Raw genomic sequence first — 26,179 nt, 5'->3', positions numbered from 1 at the left:
ATGGGGCGCACTAAGCCAAATGCTCATAATCTGTGCTCATTTATTTTGAAAAACGCTCCAACGCATCACGTATACACTGCTTTGTCCAGCATCTGTCTTTGACCGTATTAAATAGTTATTGGCTAAAGCCTGCTTCAACTCTCCGGTTTCTATCTCAAGCGGCAACAAACCCAAGAGCATCTCATCATAATCTTCATATTTCACCCCGCCCATACGGCGATTATAACTTTGCAGTGTAACTTTTGGTTTTTCTTCCTCGGGATTTTTCGCAAGCTAGAACAGCCAGCTTTCATCAAGTTCAACAGGACATTTGAACGAGTGCTGAGTATCATACAAACCATAGGAGACATTGCCAAAAAAATCAACGCATAATATCCTTTTTATGGCTTTTTATGTAATTTTTATCTTTTTCAAATGCCTTAGGACAGTCCTCATAGAAAAGTATTCCGAAAACATTATATAGATAAACAGCGGTTTTGCGGTCAGTCAAGTATCTCGAAAATTCATCATATACGGTTTCCTTTGGCTTTGTTAAAATTGCTTTCGTAAAAACAGGAATCAGCCCGTCAAGCTGGGCAAGCGCTTTCTGCGCGGCTGTTTTGCATTTCCCTTTTTCCGTTGAAATCAGGGTCATTAGCGCTTCCGCATTTGTTTTATCATTTCCCAATGCTAAAATTTCATTGGCTCTCTTTTCGCCTTTCTCCGGTAAGGAACCGATTATATCACCCATATTTATTCTGCCTTTCGTGTTATAAATAACCCATAGTTCGCCTTCTTTGCCTAAGACGAAGATATGCAATTTTTTTCTATTACAAAATATCATAAATTTTCGCAAAAACAAACCGACAAACTTCTTGTCGAAATTTGTTGGTTTTAGTGGTGGAGGCGGAAGGGAGTCGAACCCCTGACATTTTCACTGCAAGCGAAACATGCTCCCACTGAGTAAAACCCAAGAAAACTATCTCATGCAATCTCAACATGAGATAGTTCAAAATCTATTGTTTTGAAATGTGGTTTAGGCCTTTCCGATATATCCCAACCACGCACTCCACATGTGTGGAGACCGTGAAAGGGATATATTTCTTGCAACCATCTAATCTGATTCCTACTGGAACCATTCCAAAATTTGTTATTGCATTTTATTAAACTTGTCTATGCTGTCTAATATTGACTTGTCCAGTGAAGTAAAATGGTCGCCCTCTATTAAAGTAAAGTCGCAACTTTCCCCATTTTGCTTCGCAGTTTGAACAAAATTATTGTTTTCTTTTAAGTGATCTGTATCTTTTTTACCAACGTAAACAATTAGTTGTTTCTGGATACTCTGAATGAATTTATTTGGTGATCTCATTGCCACTTCTGTTACGTCTTTCGCATCAAAAGGAGCTACTTTATCCCAACCACTTTTTAAAAATCTTTCTTGATCTGGTGCCGCACCATAAGTAGCAATTGCCCTATATGTCGATGGTAGCATAGAAACAAGCATTGAAATTGTCCCACCTGAGCTATGCCCCGCTAAAAAGATTCTTTTAGGATCGACATCTTTGAATGATAACAGTAAATTCCCTGCTGAAATAACATCATCTACTTCGCCAAAGAATAATTCAAAACTTCCTGGATTACCGTTTTCCCCCCTTAACATTGGTGTTAAAACAATGTATCCAGCATCTTGGAACCTTTTTGCATTTTTCCAATCTTCTGTTCCAAAAGAAAAGCCACCATGAACGTAAACAACCGCAGGATGTTGTTCTCCATTGTTAGGTAATTCAGATATCCACGCTCTTAACTCCAAATCACCTGATTTATATTTAATTTCCGAAACACCTCTTGGAGGTAGATCTTTAGAATACTCTTGAGGGGCTGGCTCATTTTTTATCAATTTTGTATGGAAACCTGTTCTGCTACGCTCAAAACTTTGTGAATTATCATTTTCTAAAGTGGCACGATTCGATGAACAAGAAATTAAAATAAAACAAATGAATGATAGGAAAAATACCTGCTTTATCATTGAGCAATAGTCCTCACGTTCTACAATTTATATCTACTTGGTCTCTCTGTGGTTATTCGAACACTACAATAAATCTTCTCTTTTATTGAAACATCATTTTTTGTATCAACTCAAAAATAGGCTTAAAATACTATACATCACTATATTAAAGTCATTGCTTCTTTCCTAATGCGCCTGACGTATGAATCCGTTACAGAATTTTGCTCTAAATCATAAATTTCAAGCCTTAAAATGGCTTCTTTTAGTTCTACATTTTCGCTATCCCTTATGTTTCTTATTTCGTCACTTTTCATATCATTTAACAGTTGCTTTAATGTTTCTTCAGACATGTTAACAATTTTATCAGGTCCAATACTAAAAATTATTATATGAATATCTCCAGGAAAGTAATTATAACCTTTTTGTTTTACTTTTTCTTTTACCTCGGCATAAGTCATTAATTTGACTTTATTCTCATAATCCTCTAATGATTTCGATGGCAAACCTCCAAACATCTTAATAGCTTCAGATAATTTCTCTACCATAAAAAGGTTACGTCCAGTTATTTCATTAAATTCATCTTTCAAAACAATAATGTTATTTTTGAAGGATTTATCATTAGTAATAATTATTAGATCTTCTTGAACTGTGTCAAGCAAAGCTTCCCAAATAACTTCATCTCCAATAGTTACGCTATTAGACCCCGGAGGCTCGCCCAGTAAGTGCCTGATTTTTGCTCTTTCAATTATAGCTGGATTATTTTCAACACAAGTTACTCCCTTTAGATAATAAATTTCCAATACACTTTTAAAAACTATATCCTTACTTCTATCCTCCGAGATGGACTGCAATTCAGTAATTATTTTATCTGATATTTTCTTGAAGTTACTCTTAGCCAGTTTATATTCTTCATATGCTTCGAGTCCTTGTAATAAGCTAGTTGGGGCGTGAGATAGACTTGAGTGGGCTTCTCTAAAACTCTTCAATGCTTGGATCTGGACATCTGCTGCTCGTCGTTTAAATTCCTTTAGGTAATTGACCACTTCTTCAATTAGATTTCTACTGCATTTTTGAATAAGTATCAAGTCACTTGACCAGTAGTATCTACCATGCAAACACTCGCCACTTATTATGTTCTTTTCAACAAGTGTATTAATATTTTTATAGGTAAAAAAAGAAGCAATCCATTTTGACGCATCTGGAAAGTGAACAATCACATCCGTGTTGGAGTCAAACTCATCCCATTCTCCTTCAGCCCAATTCTCTGCTTCAATCCATAAGGTATAAGAGTTCACTTCCATGATTGAAACCATATCCTCTCCAAATAAAATCGTGCTTGTATCTCAATTTTATTCAACCCAAATTCGACTTACTGTAGACGACAAAACACCGCTAAAATTTAGTTGATATACATCAGGATTCGTTAATGCTTCCCATGCTTCAAATCCATATCGATTGTCATAATGTTTAAGTAATAACGACATTAGATTGCCATGAGTAACTAGAACAACGTTGTTTAGTCCGCTATTCTTCAAATCCCTGATAACTGCCAAAATACGATTTGTCGCCCCATTACTTGATTCTCCACCGTCGTAACGTAATTCAAAATCAATAAATGTATTACGAAGCATTTCACGCCAGTTTTGATGATTTTCGTCAGATAATATCCTTTCCGAAAGGCGATTATCTGTTATCAGTTTTATTTCAGACTTCATTGCAAAAGGATAAATTGATTGATATGCCCTTGCGAAAGGACTTGATATAATTCCATCAATGTTCTTACCCAATAAAAATTCAGCTAGTTTTTCCGCTTGATTCTGTCCATCTTGGGTAAGATTTGCTTCTGGTGACTGCCCTTCTGCCTTACAATGCCTTACTATGTATATATTCAAAAGTTTCCCTCGCTTCGTTTATATCTCTTTTCTCCACTGTCATAAACCCAAATCTACCATAAGTTGCTCAATTAAAATCATTCTTTTAACCGATTATTACTGCCTTCACTCATTCCAGTATATATACGAAATCCCAACAATTCCAACAATAAATTTAAAGTATCTTACAAGCTAACAAACAACTTGCCATCCCTTCCCATCAGAGTTAACATACACACACTCGAACAACAGGAAGGGGATAACACTATGGGAGATTTTCCAGATTGGTTCATTCATGCGCTTAAACATCGTTTTGATGAGTTATCATTCATCGTCGAGCAACAAAATCCACATTCACCGTTTAACAAGCAAATTTCACTGTTATCGGATCATATTAAATCTAGCTCCAACGAAACTACCAACAATCTATTCACCGAATGGGAAGATGCCCTCACTCGCAAACATGGTTCTGAAAAAGAATGGCTATATATTCAAGGAGTCAAAGACGGGATCAGCATTACTCGCCCCGTCAACCAACTCTCCAAGTTTCCTTAGTCGTATCTTCCTATACTTCTTCTTCAAGCTCTAACCCACTTTTCAATACAAAAACAAAATGCGCTGGCGAGAGAATGGTTATCGTCTCTACCAGCGCATTAAATAGGTCATCATCAAATTGTTCAAGTAAACCCTGTCTTTCGTTCATGACTTCTATCATTTCACTAACTTGTTGTGCAATTTGTTCTTTCTGATCTCTGTCCTTCTCCAGCATAGCCCTCTTATGTCGGGTTCATCCAACTCATAGGATAGCCGGACATTCTCTTCATTATATACAGTCTCGTTAATCTGATCCCGAAGTTTCAAACTAACTAATCCCTTGAGATCTGCTTTTAACTGTTCAATGTTCTGCTCTATTTGAAGTAACGGCTCATGCCCATCACGCTTTGACAGTATCGTTTCAATATTCGCCTTCAGCGTTCGAATAAATCTATCTTTGTTTTCATGCATCCGATTGAATACCCGTACAAAGGCATCCTGCAACACATATTCGTCTACTGCTTTGGCATCACAAGCTTCTTTGCCTTCATTCACATAGGTTCGGCATTGCCACACAACTTTCTTGGATATATTATTGCTGTTCCATGTTCGACGTTTGAAATTAGCTCCACAGCATTCACAGAATATTTTACCGCTAAGTGAATATTTGCTGGAATATTTCTTATGCTCTCCCATCACACTTCCTTTTAGCTTTGCTCGGCGTTCCTTTTCCTTCTGTACCATTTCGAACATTTCTTTGAATATGATAGGTTCATGGTTATCTTCAATCAGATATTGCTGTTCTTGTCCTTTATTTCTAACCCGCTTATGGGTGAGGAAATCAACCGTGACTGTCTTTTGCTGAAGTAAAGCTCCGTAGTATTTCTCATTGGTTAGTATGATCGTAATGGTCGAATCCCACCATTTCACATTCCCTGTTACAGTCTGGATCTTATCCTTCATCAAGCCGTTCGCTATCGCTTGATAACTTTTCCCTTCCAAATACTCTTCATAAATACGGCGTACAATTTCGGCTTCCTTTTCATTAATAATAAGTTCGCCTTCCTTATCCTTATCATAGCCGAGGAGACGCGTGGTGTTACAGTGTACTTTACCATTCTGAAATCCTTTTTGAATGCCCCATTTAGAATTCTCCGAGATATTCCGACTTTCATCCTGAGCAATCGAACTGAAAATGGTTAAGAATACTTCGCCGGATGATTCAAGTGTGTTGATGTTCTCTTTTTCAAATAATACGGCTATTCCGAGGCTTCTCAGTTCCCTCACATATTTCAACAAGTCCAAAGTATTCCTCGAAAACCTCGATATACTTTTGACCAATATCAAGTCTATCTTGCCTTCCCGCGCATCCTGTATCATCCGATTAAAATCAGCTCGGTGTTTGGTTCCAGTGCCTGATATTCCTTCATCGGCATAGATGTCTACGAAATCCCAATCAGGATTGTTTTGAATATACCGAGTATAATGTCGTAATTGGTTCTCGTAACTCTCTTTTTGTTCCATATGCTCAGTACTCACTCGACAATACGCTGCTACTCGTTTCTTTTGTATTCTCATAATTCCATCTATAATGTCTAACGATTTGACTGGTACAACGACTACTTTCTTCAATACTTTTACCATACAATTCCCCCTTAGATATATTCCTTTTACTGTCACATGTTACGATTACTTCTACACATCATCAAGTCCATTTCAACCCATTCTACGGGCTGTTGAAGGACTTTTTATTCAATAAATCGATCTCCGTAAACTCTTCTTCGGTGATTAAATTTTGTGATTTTAATTGCTTTAATAGGCTTACGCTTAGCATGTAATCGATAGATTTCTTGTTCATATGTGTTGACTCCTTATAAATAAAAATAGGCCCACCCACGAGGGCAAGCCGTATGTTTGGTGGTTATAATAGACTTTTAAGCTGGATCGTCTTTTCTATTGTAATCGTGGGATCGCTCGTAAGCGTGGCAATCAACACGATGTATTTGTTGATATATCTACTACTGCTGCCAGCCTTCAATGTTAGACTATTTCCTATGCTTGCTGTGATATTCCCCATTATAGAATTCGAATGATCTTCATTTCGCAAACTCCACTGTACAGACTGGTCAAACACTTCTGTTCCATTGTCATAAATATGGCTGACGTAAGAGGCGGTTTGACCCACTTTAATAGTAGAATTACCTGTTACCGAAATCGTATATGTAGGTGTCAGCATCTCAACTGCTGTAATCTGAATCGTAGCTACAATGCTTGAATGATACATCAATTTCGCGGTTATCGTTGCTTGTCCCATTTGTATCCCTATGACCCTACCTTGATTATCTATACTAACAACACTGGGATCGCTTGATGTAAAAGTAATCGTTGGATTTGCAACTGGACTCCCATTATCCATAGCTGTAACATTCAATTTTAAACAATCGTTGATCAGCACGTACACAAATACCCTCTAACTGCATAGTTTTATAACAATTAAACTCTATCCTTTATCGTAAATTATAAATATACTCTTCCTCATTGCATAATACTGATATCTGGATTGACTTTCCATCTGTAGATGCTTCTTCAGGTAGTTCAGTGACAAAATGCACAATTTCAGTATGCAAAGGGTCAATTACTGATTCACTAGCAAAGCCAAAATTTGCTCCTTTAAAAGTTTCAACTAGTCCAAAGGAGTTGTAGTTATATTTCCCATCGTACTTCACTTTAACGTCAACAATTCTTCCGACGAACATCGAGTTTGGTAATAAATTTTTCAAATTAATTATAGTATCCAAGTATATGATAGATTCTTTATTTTCAAATTTTATAGTATTTCCAGTAGCTTTTGGTGGCGCAACTTCTTTTGCAAATACTGCTTTTTTTAAGGTAAACTCACCAACATCTACCACAGTTATTGCTTTATTTTCCTCAATAGTTTTCTTAATATTCTCTGCTTTTTTATCTGAAAGCGATGGAATTGGAGAAGCAGTTTCTTTTTCTCGAAGCATAGTTTTTTTAAATTCCTCTATTTGCTTCTTTAAACCCTCGTTTTCAGTTTCCAAAGCAGAGATTTTCTTTTTGTATGAATCGGAATTATTACATGCAACTAAAACAGTAAAACTCAAAACAGATACAATGAAAATTGTTCTAAATGCTTTAACCAAGAGGTTAACCACCTTACTCTTATTTTATCCCATTTCCATTATTCGACATTTTCAGCAGAATTCCTCTGTTGTGAAGTTAATTAATTTCAACTAATCCATTGAAACTTGCATTTCATGGGGCATCATCATCAAACAATTGAAAGTTTACTAGTAAATTAGACTCACATGTACTCTCATAGTTTTACATTTTTCCCTAAATTCTAACATCCTATTCCATTTTTAATAATAACATGGTATTCTCAATATGTGGAAAAAGTTATTGATAAAGGCAAGTTCGGTATAAGTGAGGTGTTGATACCACAACAATTTGATGATTTACAAAAGGTGGAGTGAAGATTGAGTCGAAAACAACTTAAATACCTTCTATACATTTTATGGATGGTAGGATTTGTATTGGTATTACGGTTAGTTAGTTTTTTTGAAGAAAAAATTAAACAGCAAGCTCAGCAAACTTATGAAATTCATACATTGGATATTTATTTGATTTATTTTTTCTTAGGAGTGTATATTGCCATTCCATTAATACGTAGATGGAAATTAAAAATCAATCTGCCTCTTGCCATTATTATTTTATTGCCTTGTTTTGTATTGTCATTTTTTCAACCTATCAATATCCTATTCAATCTCAATCCAAACATTAATATTTTAGCAACAGTAAGTGGACTATTATTTTTATACTCTATTTTTAAAGATTAGCACAATACATACTGAGAGGAAGTCACACTCTATGAAAAAGAAAATCGCAGTTACTTTATGCCTCACTTCAATGTTACTTATTAGTTCAGCTTCTTTAGCGTTCGCCTCTCCTGAACAGAATCAAAACAGCAACCAGCATAGCAAGAAGGTACTCTATAAAGCAGATCAGATTTCCAATTTAGACTCATTGATCGAAAGAGCAGAAAAAGGAATTACCGATTATAAATCAGATGATAGTACAGTTGAATCTTCTGAAACCACGCTAACTTCAGATTCAGGAAAGAAAGGTAAGTTTAAAGTAACTAAATACCGCACTGCTCAACTTTTGGAAAGAGCCTTAACTCCTGATAATAATATTGTTGAAACTTTTGCTGTAACCGCTGCCACTGAATCTAAAAGCAATGAGGATTGGGATAAGACAATATCAGTTAGGGTATATTCAACGATTTATGTTGAAAGAACATCAGAAAATGGTCGTGATTATTGGAGACTTACATCAGCTACAGGCGGATTTGCTAACTCTGATCCGGTAGTAGCTGTTACGAACAAAGTGGTGAGAATGGGAACAACAGGACTTCATGGTGTTACGCCTGTTCAACAATCCCAAACATTTAATCCCCCATTTGATACTTTTTCATATACTGCGCCTTCAAACTGGACATCTGTAGATACCGCAAAATCTGGGAGTGTTGCTAGAGATCCGGTTGTAGGAGTTACTCTTGAGTGCAAACTAAGTGGATATGGAAGTAACTGGACTCTAACTCCATTCTCTAATAATATGTAAATAAATGGTAAATATAGCACTCCAAAGAGCAGTGAGATTAATCTCTCCTGCTTTTTTATGTTAGTAGTCTAAATGCAATCTGCTCCGATAAAATTAAAATTTTATGAGTTTATCCGCTTCATAAATTGTTTCACTTCCGACACATAAACTTAGTTATTGCTGTTATTGCTGTACTTAATATAGGAGTATTGAATCAAGATTATATACACTCATATAACTCCTATTGAAACTAGTATTTTATCGGAAGATTAATTATTTAACGCCCCAATCTTGATATAGAATAACGGGAGGGTAGTATGCTGGTAATATCCATGAATATGTACCATCTTCAAGAAGTCTTCCTAATGAAAGTTCTCCCTCTGTAGTCAACTTCATTGACCATTTTTCACTAAAGACAGTTGCATTCTCTTCTTTTACAAGTCTACACGCTTCACCAAAATCGAATTTACGTGTTAGCGATTCAGTTATCGAATTGATCAAATCATTGTACTTACGTTCTTTTTCCTGCCAAGATATTTCAGAGTCCCAAACCTCAATTAATTGATATCCAGTCAAGTTATTGCCCTCTAAAATTGACTTGAACTTATCTGTTACATATGTTTTAAATAGAACATCATTAATTTCTGGCACATATATTTTAAAGATATACTGATCTTGTAATTTGTCTTCCAATAGACTGAGGTTAGTGTATTCGTCCAACATACCGTCCGAATATCTTTTGGCGAGTGAATTATCATGATCAATACAATCTAACTTATTAATTACATTAATAAAATAATGACTCCCAATAGGTGTGGTTACTTGCAAAAATTCTATGTTATTTTGTAATTTTTCAATTAATAAATTTCTAACTCTTTCCGACGCCATGACTGTTCCAAGGTTGGCATATGGAAAATCGGAATGCTCTCCTTCTTTTTCGACAATCATCTCATAAATATTCCAAGCTTCTTTTAGCGAATTCCCCTTAAATAAAATTTTATGCTCTTTATATTCCTCGTAGTCTTTATACCCTAATTGCAAAAAGTATGGATGAGTATCCAATAGATATACTTTCATCTAAAACTTACCTCCCAATTTTGATTAAAACCAGTCTTTTATTTGGTTTCTTCGTTCGAAATCAATTTTGCAATATACATAACTGCTCCATTCCAACTAATGATCGTTTCTCCACACTTACACACTTCACTATCATTATCTCTAATTATCAATTTGCGCTTAACAACTTCCCATTTCCTTCCACATGTGCAATTGTGAATGAAATTATTTAAAACCATTACCAATCATCTCCTTATAAAATCCGTGTTTCATCGCCTTTCAAACTCTTTGCCGCGCAATAGAAAATCACAACTCACATTGAAGTAATCAGATAGTTTAACAATAACATCTATTGGTGGCTTACTATTATTCAACTCATAACTAGCAATTAATGATCTTAGTTCACTTGATTTGCTTACAAGAGATATATTCTTTGCAAGTTCCTCCTGAGTCAAACCCACTGCTATTCTAAGTGCTTTCAACCTAAATCCAAGCGAATCAGGATCGATAACTTGAGTAGATACTTCTTTTGGAATGTTATACCTGTCCCTCAAAACGTTATCCCATCTTGCTTTACAAGTGTATGCGGTTTTAAGAAGTTTCGCTCCAGCAATCTCAAATGCAGCAAGTCTTGTTTTACCCTTATTCAAAAAAGATAGTACAGTTTCAGCAAGTATTTTATCTTGTTCTTCTGTCCACCCATAATTACCCATGACTCACCTCTTATAAAATCAGACTTTTATTTGTATAAAACACTTTTTCGACCAATTCAAACTCATTTTCGTTGAACAGGTGACTATATTTTTCTCTAACATAAATTATAGGGCCGTGCTTAGCCCATAGTGCTGATAAAACAGCTTCTTTATCATAAAATTCCAGTACCATTGATGATATGATCTCACCCTCATCATCGAGATTTTCAATAACTATTCTCTTATTTTTAAACTGTTCAGGAATTTTTTTGGGTCAATTTCATAAATCATACTGACACATTCAAATCAAGTATGATTAACTGATTATCGTATTTTGATAAAATCTGAATTTCACTACATTAATTATACCAATTTTCACCAAATTAATACATTAGTAATCGAAGTGTGCACAAAAAAAGAACCTCCTCTTAAGAAAGCCCCTTACTTTAAAATTATTTCAATCCTCTCGATATATCCTTACCACGCACTCCACATGTGTGGAGACCTTGAAAGGGATATATTGGTTTTCAAAACTTTTAAATCTTTGTATAAACTTAAGTACATGAAGTATCCGTTTTAAAGGAATTATAAATCGTCATATCTGAAGGTAAATCCTCCATATGATCGACTATTTAATAAAACTTTTGCGTCATCGAAGTTAATAAGATAAAGGTCTTCTGAGTTTGAAATATTGGTTAATACACTTTTAATGGTTCCAGTTGCTCCAACTGCCTCTTTCCTCTTTCCAAACAGCAGTATCTTTAACTTCTACTTTCTCGTCCATCATTCAGTCCTTCCCCATGAAATCTCAGTTTCATTACCAATCTTTCTCCTAATAGCAATATAAAAATAACACGCAGCCAATTTATTTAAATTATTTTTTGAACTAATATCAATTAACATTATATGTGAAGTTGAGTAATAAAATAAATATATTGCCATATTTTGATAATTGTAATAAAGTATATTTGTAGTAAAAATTAGTTAAATAGGGGGGATTTAAAATGAAAGGTGTAGTGAAGTTAATAGGTGCTTTAACAACGTATTTGTTGCTTTTTGTTACATTATGGTCAGTTCCCGTATCTGCGAATGGGACAGGTTCAATCATTGGTCCTCAACCAGTTGCATATTTGTGTGAAGATGCAGACTATCAAGGTTATTGCATGCCTCTATACGCGGACCAGAGGATTCTTAGACTTGATGAAATTGGGGGGTACCCACCCATCTATAGCTTCAATGACAAGGCTTCCTCAATCAAGATTGTAGATAATCGATACAGTGTAACTGTTTTCGAACACTTAGCTTATAATGGACGTAGCACTACTTATTTGTTCAATGATCGTGACATGAGTGACGAATATATTGGGAACGATGAAGCTTCTTCTTTGTGGGTTAATGGGCCTGTTCAAGCTGAAGCGCTTAATGGAGTTTACTTGTACGATAACTACGGAATGAGCGGCGATTGGATCAAGTTAAACTCAAGCGCGAACACTATCCCGCTTAATGACAAGATTTCATCCATTCGTATCGTCGGCTTCTACGATATAACGATATTCGAACATGCAGACTTTACTGGAAGAAGTTTGAGTTTTAGTGCTAATCCTTATCAACAGGGCATCACGATTCCCGATTTGGTTCCATACGGATTTAACGACATTACATCAAGCATATTAATCACAAAGCGCTACTAAATTCAAGTTCTTCATGTCTTCTCAATTATTATCAAATTGCAATTCAGTTACTCTTCTCCCAAATCTCCTTAGTCACAACATTATGTAGAATACGATCATCACTTTGCTCGTTCTGTAGCACTTTCTAACCGAATAGAGTCCAAGCAGTCGAAACCTCAAAGGCTTGGATTCTATTCCCAATTAGAGAACTAGTCTATATGGATACTCCGATCTGACTTTTTTAATTATAACTTGCATCGTGATTCAACTCCCAATAAAACCTCAATTTTATTCTCTTTTATTGAATATCATTTCAAAACAAATTCTTTGCTAGAACCATTAACAAAGCAATCGCAACAAACATTAATGAACCAACAAACAGAACCAAAAGAAATACTTTAATTAATTTTCTAATGTAACTTTTACTTGGCTCATCAACCAAGAATGATAATATAAGTGAAATTATGCACAGAGTGAGAAACTGCCATTGATAGCTAATATGTAAATAAATGATTACAGCATAGAGTAAAGAACCACTATACAGTATGTATTTTGATTTTTTTGTCATTTCATACCAACCTTTTTTGAATTTCTTTCATTTATGAAATCTATGTTTTATTTGAATTCATTTCCAATATTTATCGTTGTTCATTGTTTCCACATTCTGATTAAAAGTTCTCAAAACAGAATCTAATTCTGGCGGATTTTTCCTATCGTATACAGTCATCCCAACAGGTGAAATGCTTGGACTGCTCCCGTCACTTGCTGTGGGTGCTATCAGAATACGTGGGATATTGTGGTCATAATAACATAAGGTAATTAACCAATGTGTGGCATATGCATACTTGCTTGTTTGGATTTCATCATCCCAATATTCTTTACATAAGGCTTCATAATCCTTTGCCCCTATTGGAATAAACTCATAGAGTAAAACGTACCAACTCTTATTACGCTTATTCTGGCGGTTCAGACGTATTGCATTTTGCAAAACATTATTTGGATACAACCAAGGTAAGCCTAGTTTCTTCTTTAATCTTTTCTTCATTATACCCCCATAATGAAATTGCTCTTTTAACTAATCCTCTATTTCGATATTCAACTGTTCTTGCAACCGTTTAACCACTTCATCTGCTTCTTCTTGTTGCTTGTAATCACTCGAACAAAAGCGTATCATTTCAAGCTGATTTTCAGCATCCTTTACAATATGAACAAATTCATTTGGTACATCTATCCATGCCAAGCTACGCCCTAATTCAACAATGCTATAGATACCTTGCTTAAATTTTCTACAAGTAAGTTTCAATTCAAACAGGTTGTCTGCCCTTACATCTTCCTTTACTGGTTTCCAGTTAGCATCCCTTTTTTCGTCATGAGTTGGCTTCCGTACGTTGTCGATACCATTCTTGTCACATGCTCCAAAAGTAATATAATTATTTTGTGCTTCCGCTAATGATACATGGTTAGCCCCATACCCATCATACGGCTTAAATTCTTGATAAGGGTCATCTTCCCAAAAGCAAATTTCACATATATCAAAATGACCATCACTTTCCAACGTCTTATAGCCACAACATGGGCAAGTGTACTTTTGCAATAGTAACCCTCCCTTTACTTTTACAAATAAAATCGTGCTTTTATGTTCTTCGCTTTCCAAATATGTACAGATAAAATTTTGGGTTTTAGCCCAAACTTAATTTAGATAGGTATTCTATTGCAGACCCCGAAGCTTCAATCACGTACCAATTTACAGCAATCAGATAATCCAATTTTTCATTAGATATAAAGTACTCCATTCCATAAGAGTTCTCCATTAAACTCCCAATTAACTTAGCATCCTTAACTACAACAACTGTATTTCTATCAAAACCTTCTTGGTCAAAGAAAATGTAAGCTGGCTCACAATTTAATAACTTAGAGTATAAAAATTCGTATTTTTCCAATGGGATAGTTAGAGAATCATTTCCAATTGATAAGTGTCCTATAATTTTAAAAGGCTTAAACTTATTGATTATACTTTTAATGTAATTATTCGAGTCATTATCATTCAATATAACTATATCTATGCCTAAAATATTACTGACTTTAGTTAACTCCTGTGCATTTGGTTTAATGTTCATATACTCAACTCCATGTTACTGGACATAGTCAATAAAAATAATCTTTGTTTAAACTAAAAGCCCGTTCAATAAAATCATTCTTTTAACCGATTATTACTGCCTTCACTCATTCCAGTATATATACGAAATCCCAATAATTCCAAGAATAAATTTAAAGTATCTTACAAACTAACAAACAACTTGCCATCCCCTCCCATCAGAGTTAACATACACACACTCGAACAACAGGAAGGGGATGGTCCTACTAGAATGAGAGACAAATTTTATTTTACCCGTCCTCGACTTTAACTCAAACGAGATCATATGAAACTTCTCTTTTATTTGAACCAATCAGGATGTTCCTCTTTCGTTATGACACCATCTAGTGGAAATATCATTTGAATAAAATCTCCTGTATCCGCTTTTATGTTAATACCAACTCCATCAATAAAACCAATCCATCTTGTATTGCCAATTGCCTTATTCCAAAAATCGTTTTTACTAATATACCAACTGCTTTCTTCTACGTTCTTCGTGTTATAAGGAAGATTCATTTTTTCAATTACAGTGGTTAGATATATACCTGCTTTAGCTATAGCATCATTTTTCGTTAGGGCTGGTTGATTAAATTGATAAATAGCAAAACTGATGAGAATGATTATAAGGAAAGATGCAATAATAATAATTTTCTTCAACATATCCTCCTACTTGTTAATGAAATCCATGTTTTAATCAAGTTCCCATACCAATGAATTATCAATTTTCCCTTCTAATGCATACGTCTTCACAGCTAAAGACATGGTATCAAAATCAACGCACATCTTTTGAGGATAATCCCCAAGTTGTCCACCAACCACCAATTGTATAGGTTCACATCCCATTGACCCGAACACTAAGTTATAAAAAGAAACGTTATTAAAAGACGTTGTTACAATGTACTTACCGCTTTCACCACCACCAATTAGCATGTATGAATCGTCTTTCATATTCAACGATACCAAGGTGTGTCTTTTTCCGTTCAGCCTTGCAATTGATGCTAGTATTAACTCCCAAGAAGGATTATCATAAGTTTCGCCTATGTCGATATTACCATTCCAACTATCTATTGATAGCGATTGAATCAAAGAAGCTCACCCCACCAGATAAAATCATTCTTTTAACCGATTATTACTGCCTTCACTCATTCCAGTATATATATGAAATCCCAACAATTCCAACAATTCCAACAATAAATTTATAGTATCTTACAGACTAACAAACAACTTGCCATCCCTTCCCATCAGAGTTAACATACACACACTCGAACAACAGGAAGGGGACAGCACTATGGAAGATTGGCCAGATTGGTTCATTCATGCGCTTAAACATCGTTTTGATGAGTTATCATTCATCGTCGGGCAACAAAATCCACATTCACCGTTTAGCAAGCAAATTTCACTGTTATCGGATCATATTAAATGTAGCTCCAACGAAACTACCAACAATTTATTCACCGAATGGGAAACACACTTTTGAAAAAGAATGGCTATATATTCAAGGAGTCAAAGACGGGATCAGCATTACTCGCCCCGTCAACCAACTCGCCAAGTTCCCTTAGTCGTATCTTCCTCTGGCAGCAGTCAACAATAACATTAATAAAAATAATGGACTTTTAGCAAAGATAACTGTCTTTATATAAATAACGTCAGTCCCCATTCCACATGTATTAACACTACTAATAAATTCGGTTTTTTAATACTCGTTCTTAATGATATTTAGCGCACTTCTTACAGGTGAGAAACTCTTCCGAGATATTGCTTATAGCATTCGGTCTCCAATATTTCTGCGAATTCACTGCTAAGATTCTAGCAGACCGATCACACTGGTAATTACCGTAAATTAAATCCCTCTATACAGTCAGAAATGTTATATGCTGGAACACTAGGATATCTCGCCTGGTAGATCGATCCATTTGCATGATATGTGCGCTTTTTCAAAAAACTTACATTCGCCATTCATCCAAAAAGAAATTCCGAAGTACAAACTTACCATGGCTGCATACAAACCCCAGCTTGAAACGTTGCAAATGATCAAACAGGGGCAGAGATAATTTGAAAATCCACTGCCCCTTTTTGCTTTTCAACTTTAAGAAAAATCACCGCTTCGCCTTATAAAACTCATGATACAGCTTCATGAGCACCCTTTTTTCTATCCTCGAAACGTAACTCCGCGAAATGCCCAGCTCCTTCGCAATCTCCCGCTGCGTCCGCTCTTCCCCGCCTAATTCCAATCCAAACCGTCCAACCACAACTTCATTTTCCCGCTCATCCAGTATTTCCAAATTCTTATAGATCTTCGACTTCTCTATCTTTAACTGTACCACATCCACCACGTCATCCGCTTCGCTGCCCAGGATGTCGATCAGCGTAATCTCATTCCCCTCTTTGTCCGTTCCAATGGGATCATGCAAGGACACGTCTTTCCGCGTTTTCTTCAGCGATCGCAGATGCATCAAAATTTCGTTCTCGATACATCGAGCTGCGAAGGTCGCAAGCTTCGTGCCTTTGTTCGGCGAGAACGATTCGATCGCTTTGATCAATCCGATCGTCCTGATGGAGATCAAATCCTCCAGATCTTCGCCTGTGTTGTCGAATTTTTTGACGATGTGAACACAAAACGATGTAACCAGTGGAACTCTTCTTTGTTTCATCAATTTCCAAAATACGGATTTCCATAAACGTAAGGATTTGTAGGCATTTTTTGGGTGTCTATCGATTTGGCATCGATAGCCAATACGCTTTTGCCATCAAAATTACGTTTTTCAATGGTGCCGAGAGCGACCACATACATATCGTTTTTCCATTGTTCGGGGGTATCGGTTTCTACAAGGATAGCAAGCGGTATGGAGTCTGCGACACAGCACCGCATCGCGAATCTTCCCACGGCAAATTGGTTTTTATTCATACTGTCGAGACGGTAAACATATCCGCTAATCTGCACCTTTTTACCGATAAATTGCTCTTGATACAAGTCCATCGACGTCAGCGATTCAATATAAATATCATCGTTAATCGTAATGAGAGGCTGATTGTACATATCCGCAGCCTGTTTGGCATAGGGCCTTGTGTATTCATTGAATGGAAAAGACGGTCCCGAATCCAATTATTATTGGGAATTAAGTTTGGAGCTGCATCACCGGAATTGCTATTAAGCAATATACCTGAAGGGGTTAAATTCAACCCTTTTTTGGCCGCCATCTGACTTCCTAATACCGCATCGGGAAATAAAAAGGCAAGAACAAGCGGAACGATCAAAGCCCCATACATGATAATAACGCTTGGTTTCCATTGATCGTGACTATGTGATGAACAAGCACAAGTGATCGCAGCAGTCTTCTTTTTGGACAAGACATCTCGAACCGCCAAATAAAGCTGGTGCATGGCCAGTACATACAAACCAACGGCAAGACCTTTTACCCAAAGCTCCATTCTTGGAGCCACATAATAGCTCAACGCATCCGACTGGCTAATCCAGACAATAAAAAAAACAAATGCGATCAAGACCGCAGCTCGAATCGTTCGATGTGCAAACGCGGAACTTATTTTCATGATTACCCCGCCTCCATTTTATAAGTGCATATACAGTTGATCGAAGGCGACAGACCCCAACAGAACAACGACTGCTGAAATGATCAGAACCGTAGCGACGGTTTTGAAGCGAAAGACTTTTAGCAGCATCAAAGTGCTTTTGATATCCAGCATGGCGCCAAATACGAGAAAAGCAAGCACTGAACCTAAACTAAAATCGGGAATGAACGTAGCTCCGACAAAAGAATCTGCTGTGGAGCAAATGGAAAGGACATAGGAAAGCCCCATCATAAACAAATGCGGGGTCCAGTCCCCATCACTTAACGTAAGAAGCCACTTCTTGCTTACAGCTGTTTGCAGCAAAGCTGTAACGGCAGCGCCCAAAACTAAATATTTGCCTACATCAAACATTTCAATGGCAGCATGCTCCAACGTTTCATGCAATTTAGTTTTCCATGCTGCGTTTGGCGCTTTGTTGGGATGGTGCTTGATGTTTTTTTTGCCTGTAGCGGCCTGTTCATTAGCGTTGCTCACTGTATTAGGGAGCGCAGAAGCATGTACTCCCCGAGAAGCCCATAACCCAATGAAGGCCGATGCGGCAAATGCCAGCACCATACGGGAGATAGCCATCTCTGGTTGGGCCCGAAAGGCCACAAACGTAGAAGTAAATACGACCGGATTGATGACCGGCCCTGCCATCATAAACACAATGCCGATATAAGGCGGCATGCCTTTGCGAATCAACCGATGCACAACAGGGATGATCCCGCATTCACATAGCGGAAAAATTATACCCAGCAAACATCCGAAAAGGATGCCGGGAATCGTTTTTTTCGGTATCCATCGCTGTAGCAGTTGATCACTAACCAGCGTTTGGAGCAAAGCAGAAATCACGACACCAAGTAAAATAAAGGGAAACGATTCGAGTAAAATGCCAACCACCATTGTGCGAAAATCACTTAGAAAACTCATCGGGCCACCTCATCAAGAATAAATCATAATAAAAACAACTAATTTAAATTTGAATAATTTGTTTATCGTGTTTTTCCCTTTATTTAGTTTAACTTCTGATTGTTATATCAACATCAACGCATTATTAAGAAAATACGAAGACCATCAAGCCGTTTTTATTGATTTTCAAAAGCCCAGCCCTCTTTTCCTTTACAAAAACATTACCTTTATTTAATCTCACAAAAACAAAATACAAATAAAATGCAATTAAACAATTATAAAAACAACTAATTAATATGTTTTTATATTGTTTTATAGGTAAAGGAGGAATGCCTATCTAAATCATCGGTACAAGCACACATGAAGCTATTTACATCAATCAATCATTCAAGCTTGTGAAAGGGAGGACTTCGCTTGTTGAGAACCAAAAAATTTGTATCCGCATTCCTGGCTTGCACCATAGCAACTTCTGTTGTTTTTTCAGTAGGGGCAGGCTCTATACCGGTAGCGATCGCAGCAGCTACAGTCGACACGCCGGTCGTTTCCGTACCCGCAGGACGCTATGAGCAATCTGTTACTGTTGCGCTTAACTCCACCACATCAGGTGCCGACATCTATTACACGTTGGACGGGACCATGCCTGACGAAACAAGCCTTAAGTTTAACGGAACGCCGATTGTCCTTACGGGGTCGACGAATATCTCAGTAATCGCCTTGAAAGACGGCGTCTGGAGTAAACCCGCTACATACGGCTACATCATCAAAACGACCGAAAAACCGCTGCTGAAATTCGCTGCGATGTCGGATATCCATGTAGGTCCCGGCACGGATGCTGAGAATGCCAAGACACACGCAAGGTATGCCAGCAATTTCGATGTTCTTTCTTCCATCTTTCCCAATCCGGATGCCATAGTTATCGCAGGCGACATCATCAATGACAACGGTAATGGCAAAGGGCCTGATCATCTGTTTGCACGCGATGTTCTGCAAAAACAATTGGCACGCAAAAATTGGTCGGACATGCCCGTTCAGATTGCGATTGGCAACCATGACGCAAGCGTAGCCGAAGTGAAAAACTATTACCCGGCGGAATGGTTTACTGATCAGCCGAATGGCTATTACGAGAAAACAATCGGCGGCTATTCGTTTTTCTTTTTAAACGGGAACAATTATAACGGTGACACAGGACAAAGAAACTGGCTGAAGGGTCGGCTCGCAGCAATAACAGCCGATCCGGCGAATCTGAATAAGCCTATCTTCATTACTTTGCATCATCCTGTGTCCGGCACCGCCATGGACGGCCAGCAAGGAAGCAATCAGATCCTGTCTACGGATTTGAAGGATTATCCTCAAGTCATTGTTTTATCCGGCCATTCGCATTTGGATATTAATGATGATCGTTCGATCTATCAGAAAGATTTTACCGCTATCAATCTTGGATCCATGTCATACATAGAGGCAGATCATGGCTATTCCGCTGTCACGGAAGAAGGATTGATGGATGGGCGATTCGAATTTCCTGTCAACCAATCCCAACTCATTGAGGTATACAAGGACCGTGTAGAGATTGAACGCATGGAGTATAACGGAGATCCAGGCTCTATCTATCTGGGGGGCGTATGGCAAGGCAATAATTCCCCAACACCTTATAACAGTGCCGGTGCATTAGCGGGAAAAAAATGGGTAGTGAAATTAATAGGCAATACGAAGGATGAAATAAAAAGTAATTTCACGTATACCTCAAGCAACCGCAACAAAACGGCACCGCAATTCCCGGCGAACCCCGACCTTAAAGTATTGCCGGGTTCGAATAACGTGCCGATGCTCTCATTCAAGCAAGCCATAGACGATCAATCCATGCATCATTATGAAATCAAAGTGTATAACCAGCGTACGGCAGAAGTCGCAAAGTCGTACAATGTTTTATCGGACTTTTACTTCTCTCCGATTCCGAACAAAATGAATATCCCGATAACGGGTCTGAGCCCGGCTACGTCCTACGTCCTTACCATATCGGCAGTGGATGCTTACGGCAACAAAAGCGCACCTTTGCAGACTTACTTACGAACGGAGGGCACGGCACCGGAATTGACGCCGATCGATCCTAGTACAATGTGGAACCAGCTTGTGTCCGACATGAAATTTGACGGCAATTTGAATGATGCTGCTGCCGGTGCAACAGGTCTGGCCACCTCTGCTGGTAATGTCACTTATTTGGCAGGCAAATCCGGACAAGCGGCCAGCATTACGGCTGGCAATGCCAATTATATCGATCTTGGAGACAGATCCGACTTGAAGTTCGGTAATGGCGATTTCACCGTATCGTTCTGGCACGCCGGCAATTTGGCAGGCGATCAATCGGTAATCTCTAACAAAGACTGGAATTCCGGTAAGAATGCCGGATGGTATATTGGGCCTGCGACTGCAAACAATATGACGCTTAACATGGCAGACGGCACCAATCGTATCGATTATTCGGCTCAAAGTGTAGGGACAGAATGGCACCACTTCACCATATCAGTAGACAGGACGAACAAGACGGCCTCCACTTACGTCGACGGTGTCATGAAGGCGACCAAGGATATCACCGCACTGGGTACGTCCAGTATGGATACTCCTTATCACGTCATCATCGGTGCAGACGGTAATAAAGGAAACGGCGGAGCAACCGTTACGCTGGACGATTTAAAGATATGGAAGCGCGCCCTATCCGCCACGGAAGCCAAAGCGTTATCCGATTCGTACCAGTCGACAACTTTGTACAACCTTAATCAATTGACAGCTAAAATTCAGGAAGCGGAACAATTCACTGCGTATGTCAAAGGAACTACAGGATTATCGCTTCCCGTACAGGCACAAAATGAACTGGAGGCTCGACTTGCTAATGCCAAGACTATTACTTCTGGCAATAGCGCTACTGCGATCGATCAAGCCTATCTCGATTTGATGTGGGCTTTGCAAACTGCCCAGAATGGCATTATCTATACATTCATTCCAAAAACGGCTTTCTCTATCCATTCTTTTAGCTCTTATGCGGACAATGAGAACGCTGTACCCAGCAACATCTTGGACGGTCAAGAAACAACCATCTGGCATTCCAAATGGGAAGCGCCTGCTGCACCATTCCCGCACTGGGTCATTATTGATATGGAGAGCACGTATAAACTGAATGGTATTCAGAGAAAGAGCCGAGCTAACCAAAGTGCGGTCGAATTTCCGAAAACATTCGAATTGTACGCGTCCGATAACCCGGCCGACTTAAACGATCCTGCATTCTTGAGCAATGCGGCCAACAAAGCCTCCGGCATGTTTAGGAAAACTTGGACAGGCAACGTATATACAGACTTTGTCTCTTTGGATAAGGCTCTGCAGGGCCGCTACGTAAAATTCATAGTTACCGGAACCTACAATACGGATCCATCCAAAACATTTACAAGCATGAGCGAGATCGACTTTACCGGTGATAAAGTTACAAGCGGGAACGCGAACCTGACGGATCTGAAAATTAACGGTGTCTTGGTAGACGGCTTCGCTCCGAATACATTAGAGTATTCGCTGAACGTTCCGAATAACGTGACGAATGCGAAAGTTACTTATACGACTTCAGAACCTCAGGCAACGGTAGTTGTCAATGGCGGCTCCAACCTTCAGGTTGGCAATAACGTTGTGACAGTGACCATAACAGCACCGAACGGAAACGTCAGATCGTATGTCATCAATCTGAACCGTGCCGACATATCGCCTGCTTCTTTGAGTGATTTGCGCGTTAACGGGGTGACGTTAAGCGGTTTCGCATCGGATAAGTTTGACTATTCATTATCGGTACCGTATGAGACCACGGTGACAAGCATAACTTATTCAACAGCAAGTCCTACTTCAACTGTGGTGGTTACTGGCGGAGATAAATTAACTGTCGGTAAAAATACGGTTATGGTTACGGTAACAGCTCAAGACAGGACTAAGAGCATTTATAGCATCGTGATTACCAGACAGTCTCAGGCGCTATCGTCCGACAGTTCCTTGCTCGATCTGCGCGTAAACGGAAAGACGTTGGATGGATTCGCTTCAGACAAGCTCAATTATTCATTGTCGGTACCGTATGAGACTACGGTGACAAACATAACTTACTCAACAGCAAATCCAGCTGCAACAGTTGTGATTGCCGGTGGCGATAAATTAATTGTCGGAGTAAATACGGTTACGGTTACGATAACAGCTCAAGACGGAACTAAGCGTATTTATAGCATCGCGATAAGCAGACAACCTCAAGCGCTATCGTCCAACGCTAACCTGCTTGATTTGCGTGTCAATAATATCGCATTGAACAGATTCGCACCGGACAAGCTGAGTTATACGATTGATGTATCCTTTGGCACAACGGTAGCGACGGTGACTTATTCCGCCGAGCATGCCACATCCCAAGTAGTTGTTACTGGTGGCAGTAGCCTGCTCGTCGGCTTGAATCGTATCTCTGTCCTTGTCACTGCACAGAACGGAACTACTAAAGAATATGTGATACTAGTTAGTCGATTGCCAAATTCGTCGGAATCATCAAACTCGTCACCTTCATCTCCAACGGCAGTAGTACCGCCAATGAAGCCGGAGCGGCCGGGTAACTCGGCTGTAATCAAGGACGAAGACCTGCAAAAAAACTCTGCATCCATATCCGTCGCACTGACGGAAGGACAGAATCGCATTATCATTCCAATCGCGCAGGTAAATCAGCTTAATGGGCGTCCATTAAATGTCCAGACACACGATGTAAAACTGAGCGCTCCTGCTGATTTATTGAAATCCGTAGCCAGCTTGCTGCCATCTGTTGACAATACCGCTGCGATTACGGTGAAAATTGAACCGATCTCAGCAGAACAAGCGAACCGGACATTAAAAGAAGCGAGCAGCAAGGATAACGGTCTTTATACGCTCGGCGGAAAGGTATTCGACCTCGCGATCTTCGTGACCGATGCAGCCGGGAAGCAGTATGAAATGAATGAGTTGAAAAAGCCTGTAACAATTACATTCCCGATCCCAGTCGGAATGAATCCGAAGCTGGCCGGTATCTATAAGATTCTGGATGACGGAAATCTTACGTACTTAGGTGGAACGCTTACAATCGGCAATACCGCAATCGAAGTCGGGATTGACCGACTCGGCCATTACGCAGTCCTTTCATTGGAAAAAAATTATAGTGATGTAACACGCATGCATTGGGCATACTCGACGATTCAAGAGCTGTCCGCCCGGAATATCGTGAACGGAGTGACGAACTCAAGCTTTGCACCAACCCAAGATGTTTCCCGTGCTGAGTTTGCATCGCTTCTCGTACGGACACTTAATCTCAAGTCTTCCGAGACGGCTCCATTCGGTGACGTGGCTGGAAACGCATGGTATGCCAAAGAAGTATTCGCAGCTTATAAAGCAGGCATTATCACAGGTGATTCCCGGCAAATGTTCGATCCGAATCGAACCATTACCAGAGAAGAGATGGCCATTATGCTCGTCCGCGCTTATGAATATCGAACGGGTGTAAAATTAGAAAAAGCTTCAACGGAAATCTCTGATGCTTCAATGATCAGCGATTGGGCCTTGCCTTATGTTAATAGTGCAATCAAAGCGAAGCTGTTGACGGGACGCCAAGAAGGGCTGTTCGTACCGGCTGAACACACGACACGAGCAGAAGCGGCTCAAGCGGTTTACAACTTATTGAAATAAAAAGAAACACCACCTCAAAGTGGTGCCTTGGCTTCAAAGCGGATTCAGGTACTTTGCGGGGATCCCCGCAATTAATAAGTTCTTAAAGTTGATCGCCAACCAGCTGTATAAGAGGCTGGCTGGCGATCTTCTGAACATCGAATAGACCTATACGTATGCGTATTGTTAAGATTGAGAAATGCGATCTAGCGTCATGTGCATGCGACCAAGCTCGTGTACAGGGTAGCCCTAGAAGATTGGACGACCACCGTAGAGCAGGTCCCAATTGTAAACGTTAAATATATCTAAGCCGTGGGAGCAAGGGGATTGGAGGTTTCCCGCATCAAGCCAAGCCGCAAAAAATATCGAAGAATTAGTTTAACACACGTAACCCCTCCGTCCTTATCAAATAAAGCAATACTGACATAAGATGAATTTCCGTCTAAAAGGCATAGAGGTCTGCCAACAAGGCAAGCTATTACAGTGTTTATCTCTTCGCCTTATAAAACTCATGATACAGCTTCATGAGCGCCCTTTTTTCTATCCTCGAAACGTAACTCCGCGAAATCCCCAGCTCCTTCGCAATCTCCCGCTGCGTGCGCTCTTCCCCGCCAAGCTCCAACCCAAACCGCCCTACGACGACTTCCTTCTCCCGCTCATCCAATATTTCCAAATTCTTATAGATCTTCGACTTCTCTATCTTTAACTGTACCACATCCACCACGTCATCCGCTTCGCTGCCCAGGATGTCGATCAGCGTAATCTCATTCCCCTCTTTGTCCGTTCCAATGGGATCATGCAAGGACACGTCTTTCCGCGTTTTCTTCAGCGATCGCAGATGCATCAAGATTTCGTTCTCGATACATCGAGCTGCGAAGGTCGCGAGCTTCGTGCCTTTGTTCGGCGAGAACGATTCGATCGCTTTGATCAATCCAATCGTCCCGATGGAGATCAAATCCTCCAGATCTTCACCCGTATTATCGAATTTTTTGACGATGTGGGCGACCAATCTTAAGTTATGCTCGATCAGCATATTCCGAGAGTGATCATTCCCTTCAGCCATTAAACGAAGATGTTTTTCTTCTTCCTCCTCAGTAAGAGGCTGAGGAAAAGCATTGTTTTTCACATATGAAACGAGCATCATCAACTGTTTTACAAATATGGCTATTGCAGAAAAAAAACCAGGCATTATCAACTACCCCCTCAATGATGTCGCCAACTACTGGTCACATGGTGAATAGTAATATTGTATGTGGGTGAATGCCTAGACGTGCATGTACACAAAAGTTTACTTCATTGCGATGCCCTTATTTCCTGCTTCCATCGGGTCTCATCTTTTCTATCGCTTCGTCATCGCGTTGATAACATCCTCTACAATATCGGATTTCCTCAGCAAATCAGCAGCCGCACGGAGATTTTAGCTTCTAGCCGTTATGTAACGA

At 39.0% G+C, this 26,179-nt stretch carries 26 protein-coding genes and 1 pseudogene; 5 read left to right on the top strand and 22 right to left on the bottom strand.

Translation table 11 applies throughout. The annotated features are described in order from the left end of the window. Positions 1-36: 36 nt before the first annotated feature. The 5 genes from GK047_RS29140 to GK047_RS01245 form a co-directional block, all read right to left on the bottom strand. Entirely contained in the window at positions 37-213 is a 177-nt protein-coding gene (locus tag GK047_RS29140) for a hypothetical protein (RefSeq protein ID WP_205516199.1), read from the bottom strand. Between the two features lie 148 nt (positions 214-361). Next, positions 362-730: a hypothetical protein gene (locus tag GK047_RS29135; RefSeq protein WP_205516197.1), complete on the bottom strand. Its 369-nt coding sequence runs from the start codon at positions 728-730 to the stop codon at positions 362-364. Between the two features lie 399 nt (positions 731-1,129). Next, entirely contained in the window at positions 1,130-2,005 is an 876-nt protein-coding gene (locus tag GK047_RS01255; RefSeq protein WP_163940336.1) for an alpha/beta hydrolase family protein, read from the bottom strand. Positions 2,006-2,145: 140 nt separating this feature from the next. After that, on the bottom strand, positions 2,146-3,285 hold the full coding sequence (locus GK047_RS01250) for a PIN domain-containing protein (RefSeq protein WP_163940335.1): 1,140 nt from the start codon (positions 3,283-3,285) through the stop codon (positions 2,146-2,148). A gap of 48 nt (positions 3,286-3,333) precedes the next feature. Beyond that, positions 3,334-3,876: a histidine phosphatase family protein gene (locus GK047_RS01245; RefSeq protein ID WP_163940333.1), complete on the bottom strand. Its 543-nt coding sequence runs from the start codon at positions 3,874-3,876 to the stop codon at positions 3,334-3,336. 246 nt (positions 3,877-4,122) lie between these two features. On the opposite strand from GK047_RS01245, the gene GK047_RS01240 reads away from it, so the two are divergent. Further along, a complete protein-coding gene (locus tag GK047_RS01240) occupies positions 4,123-4,410 on the top strand; it encodes a hypothetical protein (protein ID WP_163940331.1) in 288 nt (95 codons plus the stop codon). A 10-nt stretch (positions 4,411-4,420) separates the two neighbouring features. Here GK047_RS01240 and GK047_RS29400 read toward each other — a convergent pair whose 3' ends face one another. From GK047_RS29400 to GK047_RS01225, 5 genes are all read right to left on the bottom strand, one after another. Beyond that, positions 4,421-4,558 carry a hypothetical protein gene (locus GK047_RS29400; protein ID WP_240343729.1) on the bottom strand — a complete coding sequence of 46 codons (138 nt, stop codon included), beginning with the start codon at positions 4,556-4,558 and terminating at the stop codon, positions 4,421-4,423. 8 nt (positions 4,559-4,566) lie between these two features. Then, entirely contained in the window at positions 4,567-6,033 is a 1,467-nt protein-coding gene (locus GK047_RS01235; protein ID WP_240343728.1) for a recombinase family protein, read from the bottom strand. An 82-nt stretch (positions 6,034-6,115) separates the two neighbouring features. Further along, a complete protein-coding gene (locus GK047_RS30075) occupies positions 6,116-6,247 on the bottom strand; it encodes an SHOCT domain-containing protein (RefSeq protein ID WP_275901615.1) in 132 nt (43 codons plus the stop codon). 63 nt (positions 6,248-6,310) lie between these two features. After that, positions 6,311-6,844 carry an Ig-like domain-containing protein gene (locus GK047_RS01230; RefSeq protein WP_346010266.1) on the bottom strand — a complete coding sequence of 178 codons (534 nt, stop codon included), beginning with the start codon at positions 6,842-6,844 and terminating at the stop codon, positions 6,311-6,313. A gap of 52 nt (positions 6,845-6,896) precedes the next feature. After that, positions 6,897-7,556: a hypothetical protein gene (locus GK047_RS01225; RefSeq protein WP_163940329.1), complete on the bottom strand. Its 660-nt coding sequence runs from the start codon at positions 7,554-7,556 to the stop codon at positions 6,897-6,899. A gap of 378 nt (positions 7,557-7,934) precedes the next feature. On the opposite strand from GK047_RS01225, the gene GK047_RS01220 reads away from it, so the two are divergent. Then, positions 7,935-8,252, top strand: coding sequence for a hypothetical protein (locus GK047_RS01220; RefSeq protein ID WP_163940327.1), 318 nt, complete (start codon positions 7,935-7,937; stop codon positions 8,250-8,252). A 31-nt stretch (positions 8,253-8,283) separates the two neighbouring features. Beyond that, positions 8,284-9,036 (top strand): hypothetical protein, encoded by a 753-nt coding sequence (locus GK047_RS01215; protein ID WP_163940324.1) that lies wholly within the window; start codon positions 8,284-8,286, stop codon positions 9,034-9,036. 252 nt (positions 9,037-9,288) lie between these two features. On the opposite strand, the gene GK047_RS01210 is transcribed toward GK047_RS01215, so the two are convergent. Next, positions 9,289-10,092, bottom strand: a complete 804-nt coding sequence (locus GK047_RS01210) for an imm11 family protein (protein ID WP_163940322.1) — start codon at positions 10,090-10,092, stop codon at positions 9,289-9,291. A 248-nt stretch (positions 10,093-10,340) separates the two neighbouring features. Next, entirely contained in the window at positions 10,341-10,784 is a 444-nt protein-coding gene (locus tag GK047_RS01205) for a helix-turn-helix domain-containing protein (RefSeq protein WP_163940320.1), read from the bottom strand. A 983-nt stretch (positions 10,785-11,767) separates the two neighbouring features. Between GK047_RS01205 and GK047_RS01200 the strand changes: the two genes are divergently transcribed. Then, positions 11,768-12,454, top strand: coding sequence for a hypothetical protein (locus GK047_RS01200; RefSeq protein ID WP_163940318.1), 687 nt, complete (start codon positions 11,768-11,770; stop codon positions 12,452-12,454). A 604-nt stretch (positions 12,455-13,058) separates the two neighbouring features. Here GK047_RS01200 and GK047_RS01195 read toward each other — a convergent pair. The 9 genes and pseudogenes from GK047_RS01195 to GK047_RS01155 form a co-directional block, all read right to left on the bottom strand. Beyond that, complete coding sequence (locus GK047_RS01195) at positions 13,059-13,478, bottom strand: hypothetical protein (RefSeq protein WP_163940316.1); 420 nt, start codon at positions 13,476-13,478, stop codon at positions 13,059-13,061. A gap of 291 nt (positions 13,479-13,769) precedes the next feature. After that, a pseudogene (locus GK047_RS29395) lies at positions 13,770-14,027 on the bottom strand (CPCC family cysteine-rich protein); the annotation flags it as partial. 85 nt (positions 14,028-14,112) lie between these two features. Then, on the bottom strand, positions 14,113-14,550 hold the full coding sequence (locus GK047_RS01185; RefSeq protein WP_163940314.1) for a hypothetical protein: 438 nt from the start codon (positions 14,548-14,550) through the stop codon (positions 14,113-14,115). Positions 14,551-14,867: 317 nt separating this feature from the next. Then, positions 14,868-15,227: a hypothetical protein gene (locus tag GK047_RS01180; RefSeq protein ID WP_163940313.1), complete on the bottom strand. Its 360-nt coding sequence runs from the start codon at positions 15,225-15,227 to the stop codon at positions 14,868-14,870. Positions 15,228-15,257: 30 nt separating this feature from the next. After that, on the bottom strand, positions 15,258-15,653 hold the full coding sequence (locus GK047_RS01175; RefSeq protein ID WP_205516195.1) for a hypothetical protein: 396 nt from the start codon (positions 15,651-15,653) through the stop codon (positions 15,258-15,260). A gap of 1,010 nt (positions 15,654-16,663) precedes the next feature. Beyond that, on the bottom strand, positions 16,664-17,218 hold the full coding sequence (gene sigK, locus GK047_RS01170) for an RNA polymerase sporulation sigma factor SigK (protein WP_163940311.1): 555 nt from the start codon (positions 17,216-17,218) through the stop codon (positions 16,664-16,666). Further along, a complete protein-coding gene (locus GK047_RS30070) occupies positions 17,218-17,604 on the bottom strand; it encodes a TIGR03943 family putative permease subunit (RefSeq protein ID WP_163940309.1) in 387 nt (128 codons plus the stop codon). Before GK047_RS30070 ends, sigK (GK047_RS01170) begins: the two co-directional genes overlap by 1 nt. Next, the gene (locus tag GK047_RS30065) at positions 17,550-18,116 is read right to left on the bottom strand and encodes a DUF1980 domain-containing protein (protein ID WP_163940307.1); all 567 of its coding nucleotides are present in this window, start codon (positions 18,114-18,116) and stop codon (positions 17,550-17,552) included. Before GK047_RS30065 ends, GK047_RS30070 begins: the two co-directional genes overlap by 55 nt. Positions 18,117-18,134: 18 nt before the next feature. Next, positions 18,135-19,067, bottom strand: coding sequence for a permease (locus tag GK047_RS01155; RefSeq protein ID WP_163940305.1), 933 nt, complete (start codon positions 19,065-19,067; stop codon positions 18,135-18,137). Between the two features lie 396 nt (positions 19,068-19,463). Between GK047_RS01155 and GK047_RS01150 the strand changes: the two genes are divergently transcribed. Continuing rightward, positions 19,464-24,758, top strand: coding sequence for a cadherin-like beta sandwich domain-containing protein (locus tag GK047_RS01150; RefSeq protein ID WP_163940303.1), 5,295 nt, complete (start codon positions 19,464-19,466; stop codon positions 24,756-24,758). Positions 24,759-25,224: 466 nt separating this feature from the next. Here GK047_RS01150 and sigK (GK047_RS01145) read toward each other — a convergent pair whose 3' ends face one another. Beyond that, entirely contained in the window at positions 25,225-25,926 is a 702-nt protein-coding gene (sigK, locus tag GK047_RS01145) for an RNA polymerase sporulation sigma factor SigK (protein WP_163940301.1), read from the bottom strand. Between the last annotated feature and the right edge of the window lie 253 nt (positions 25,927-26,179).

The organism is Paenibacillus sp. SYP-B3998 (assembly GCF_010820665.1).
Taxonomy (GTDB): domain Bacteria; phylum Bacillota; class Bacilli; order Paenibacillales; family NBRC-103111; genus Paenibacillus_E.
The sequence above is the reverse complement of the archived record's forward strand: the minus strand, read 5'-3'. Positions and strand labels throughout refer to the sequence as shown.

What these genes read in the sequence shown, in the direction of transcription:
- GK047_RS29140 (WP_205516199.1), bottom strand. Translation starts at nt 213, where the DNA reads ATGGGCGGGGTGAAATATGAAGATTATGATGAGATGCTCTTGGGTTTG.
- GK047_RS29135 (WP_205516197.1), bottom strand. Translation starts at nt 730, where the DNA reads ATGGGTGATATAATCGGTTCCTTACCGGAGAAAGGCGAAAAGAGAGCC.
- GK047_RS01255 (WP_163940336.1), bottom strand. Translation starts at nt 2,005, where the DNA reads ATGATAAAGCAGGTATTTTTCCTATCATTCATTTGTTTTATTTTAATT.
- GK047_RS01250 (WP_163940335.1), bottom strand. Translation starts at nt 3,285, where the DNA reads ATGGAAGTGAACTCTTATACCTTATGGATTGAAGCAGAGAATTGGGCT.
- GK047_RS01240 (WP_163940331.1), top strand. Translation starts at nt 4,123, where the DNA reads ATGGGAGATTTTCCAGATTGGTTCATTCATGCGCTTAAACATCGTTTT.
- GK047_RS29400 (WP_240343729.1), bottom strand. Translation starts at nt 4,558, where the DNA reads ATGAACGAAAGACAGGGTTTACTTGAACAATTTGATGATGACCTATTT.
- GK047_RS01235 (WP_240343728.1), bottom strand. Translation starts at nt 6,033, where the DNA reads ATGGTAAAAGTATTGAAGAAAGTAGTCGTTGTACCAGTCAAATCGTTA.
- GK047_RS30075 (WP_275901615.1), bottom strand. Translation starts at nt 6,247, where the DNA reads ATGAACAAGAAATCTATCGATTACATGCTAAGCGTAAGCCTATTAAAG.
- GK047_RS01220 (WP_163940327.1), top strand. Translation starts at nt 7,935, where the DNA reads ATGGTAGGATTTGTATTGGTATTACGGTTAGTTAGTTTTTTTGAAGAA.
- GK047_RS01215 (WP_163940324.1), top strand. Translation starts at nt 8,284, where the DNA reads ATGAAAAAGAAAATCGCAGTTACTTTATGCCTCACTTCAATGTTACTT.
- GK047_RS01210 (WP_163940322.1), bottom strand. Translation starts at nt 10,092, where the DNA reads ATGAAAGTATATCTATTGGATACTCATCCATACTTTTTGCAATTAGGG.
- GK047_RS01205 (WP_163940320.1), bottom strand. Translation starts at nt 10,784, where the DNA reads ATGGGTAATTATGGGTGGACAGAAGAACAAGATAAAATACTTGCTGAA.
- GK047_RS01200 (WP_163940318.1), top strand. Translation starts at nt 11,768, where the DNA reads ATGAAAGGTGTAGTGAAGTTAATAGGTGCTTTAACAACGTATTTGTTG.
- GK047_RS01195 (WP_163940316.1), bottom strand. Translation starts at nt 13,478, where the DNA reads ATGAAGAAAAGATTAAAGAAGAAACTAGGCTTACCTTGGTTGTATCCA.
- GK047_RS01185 (WP_163940314.1), bottom strand. Translation starts at nt 14,550, where the DNA reads ATGAACATTAAACCAAATGCACAGGAGTTAACTAAAGTCAGTAATATT.
- GK047_RS01180 (WP_163940313.1), bottom strand. Translation starts at nt 15,227, where the DNA reads ATGTTGAAGAAAATTATTATTATTGCATCTTTCCTTATAATCATTCTC.
- sigK (WP_163940311.1), bottom strand. Translation starts at nt 17,218, where the DNA reads ATGAAACAAAGAAGAGTTCCACTGGTTACATCGTTTTGTGTTCACATC.
- GK047_RS30070 (WP_163940309.1), bottom strand. Translation starts at nt 17,604, where the DNA reads ATGTACAATCAGCCTCTCATTACGATTAACGATGATATTTATATTGAA.
- GK047_RS30065 (WP_163940307.1), bottom strand. Translation starts at nt 18,116, where the DNA reads ATGAAAATAAGTTCCGCGTTTGCACATCGAACGATTCGAGCTGCGGTC.
- GK047_RS01155 (WP_163940305.1), bottom strand. Translation starts at nt 19,067, where the DNA reads ATGAGTTTTCTAAGTGATTTTCGCACAATGGTGGTTGGCATTTTACTC.
- sigK (WP_163940301.1), bottom strand. Translation starts at nt 25,926, where the DNA reads ATGCCTGGTTTTTTTTCTGCAATAGCCATATTTGTAAAACAGTTGATG.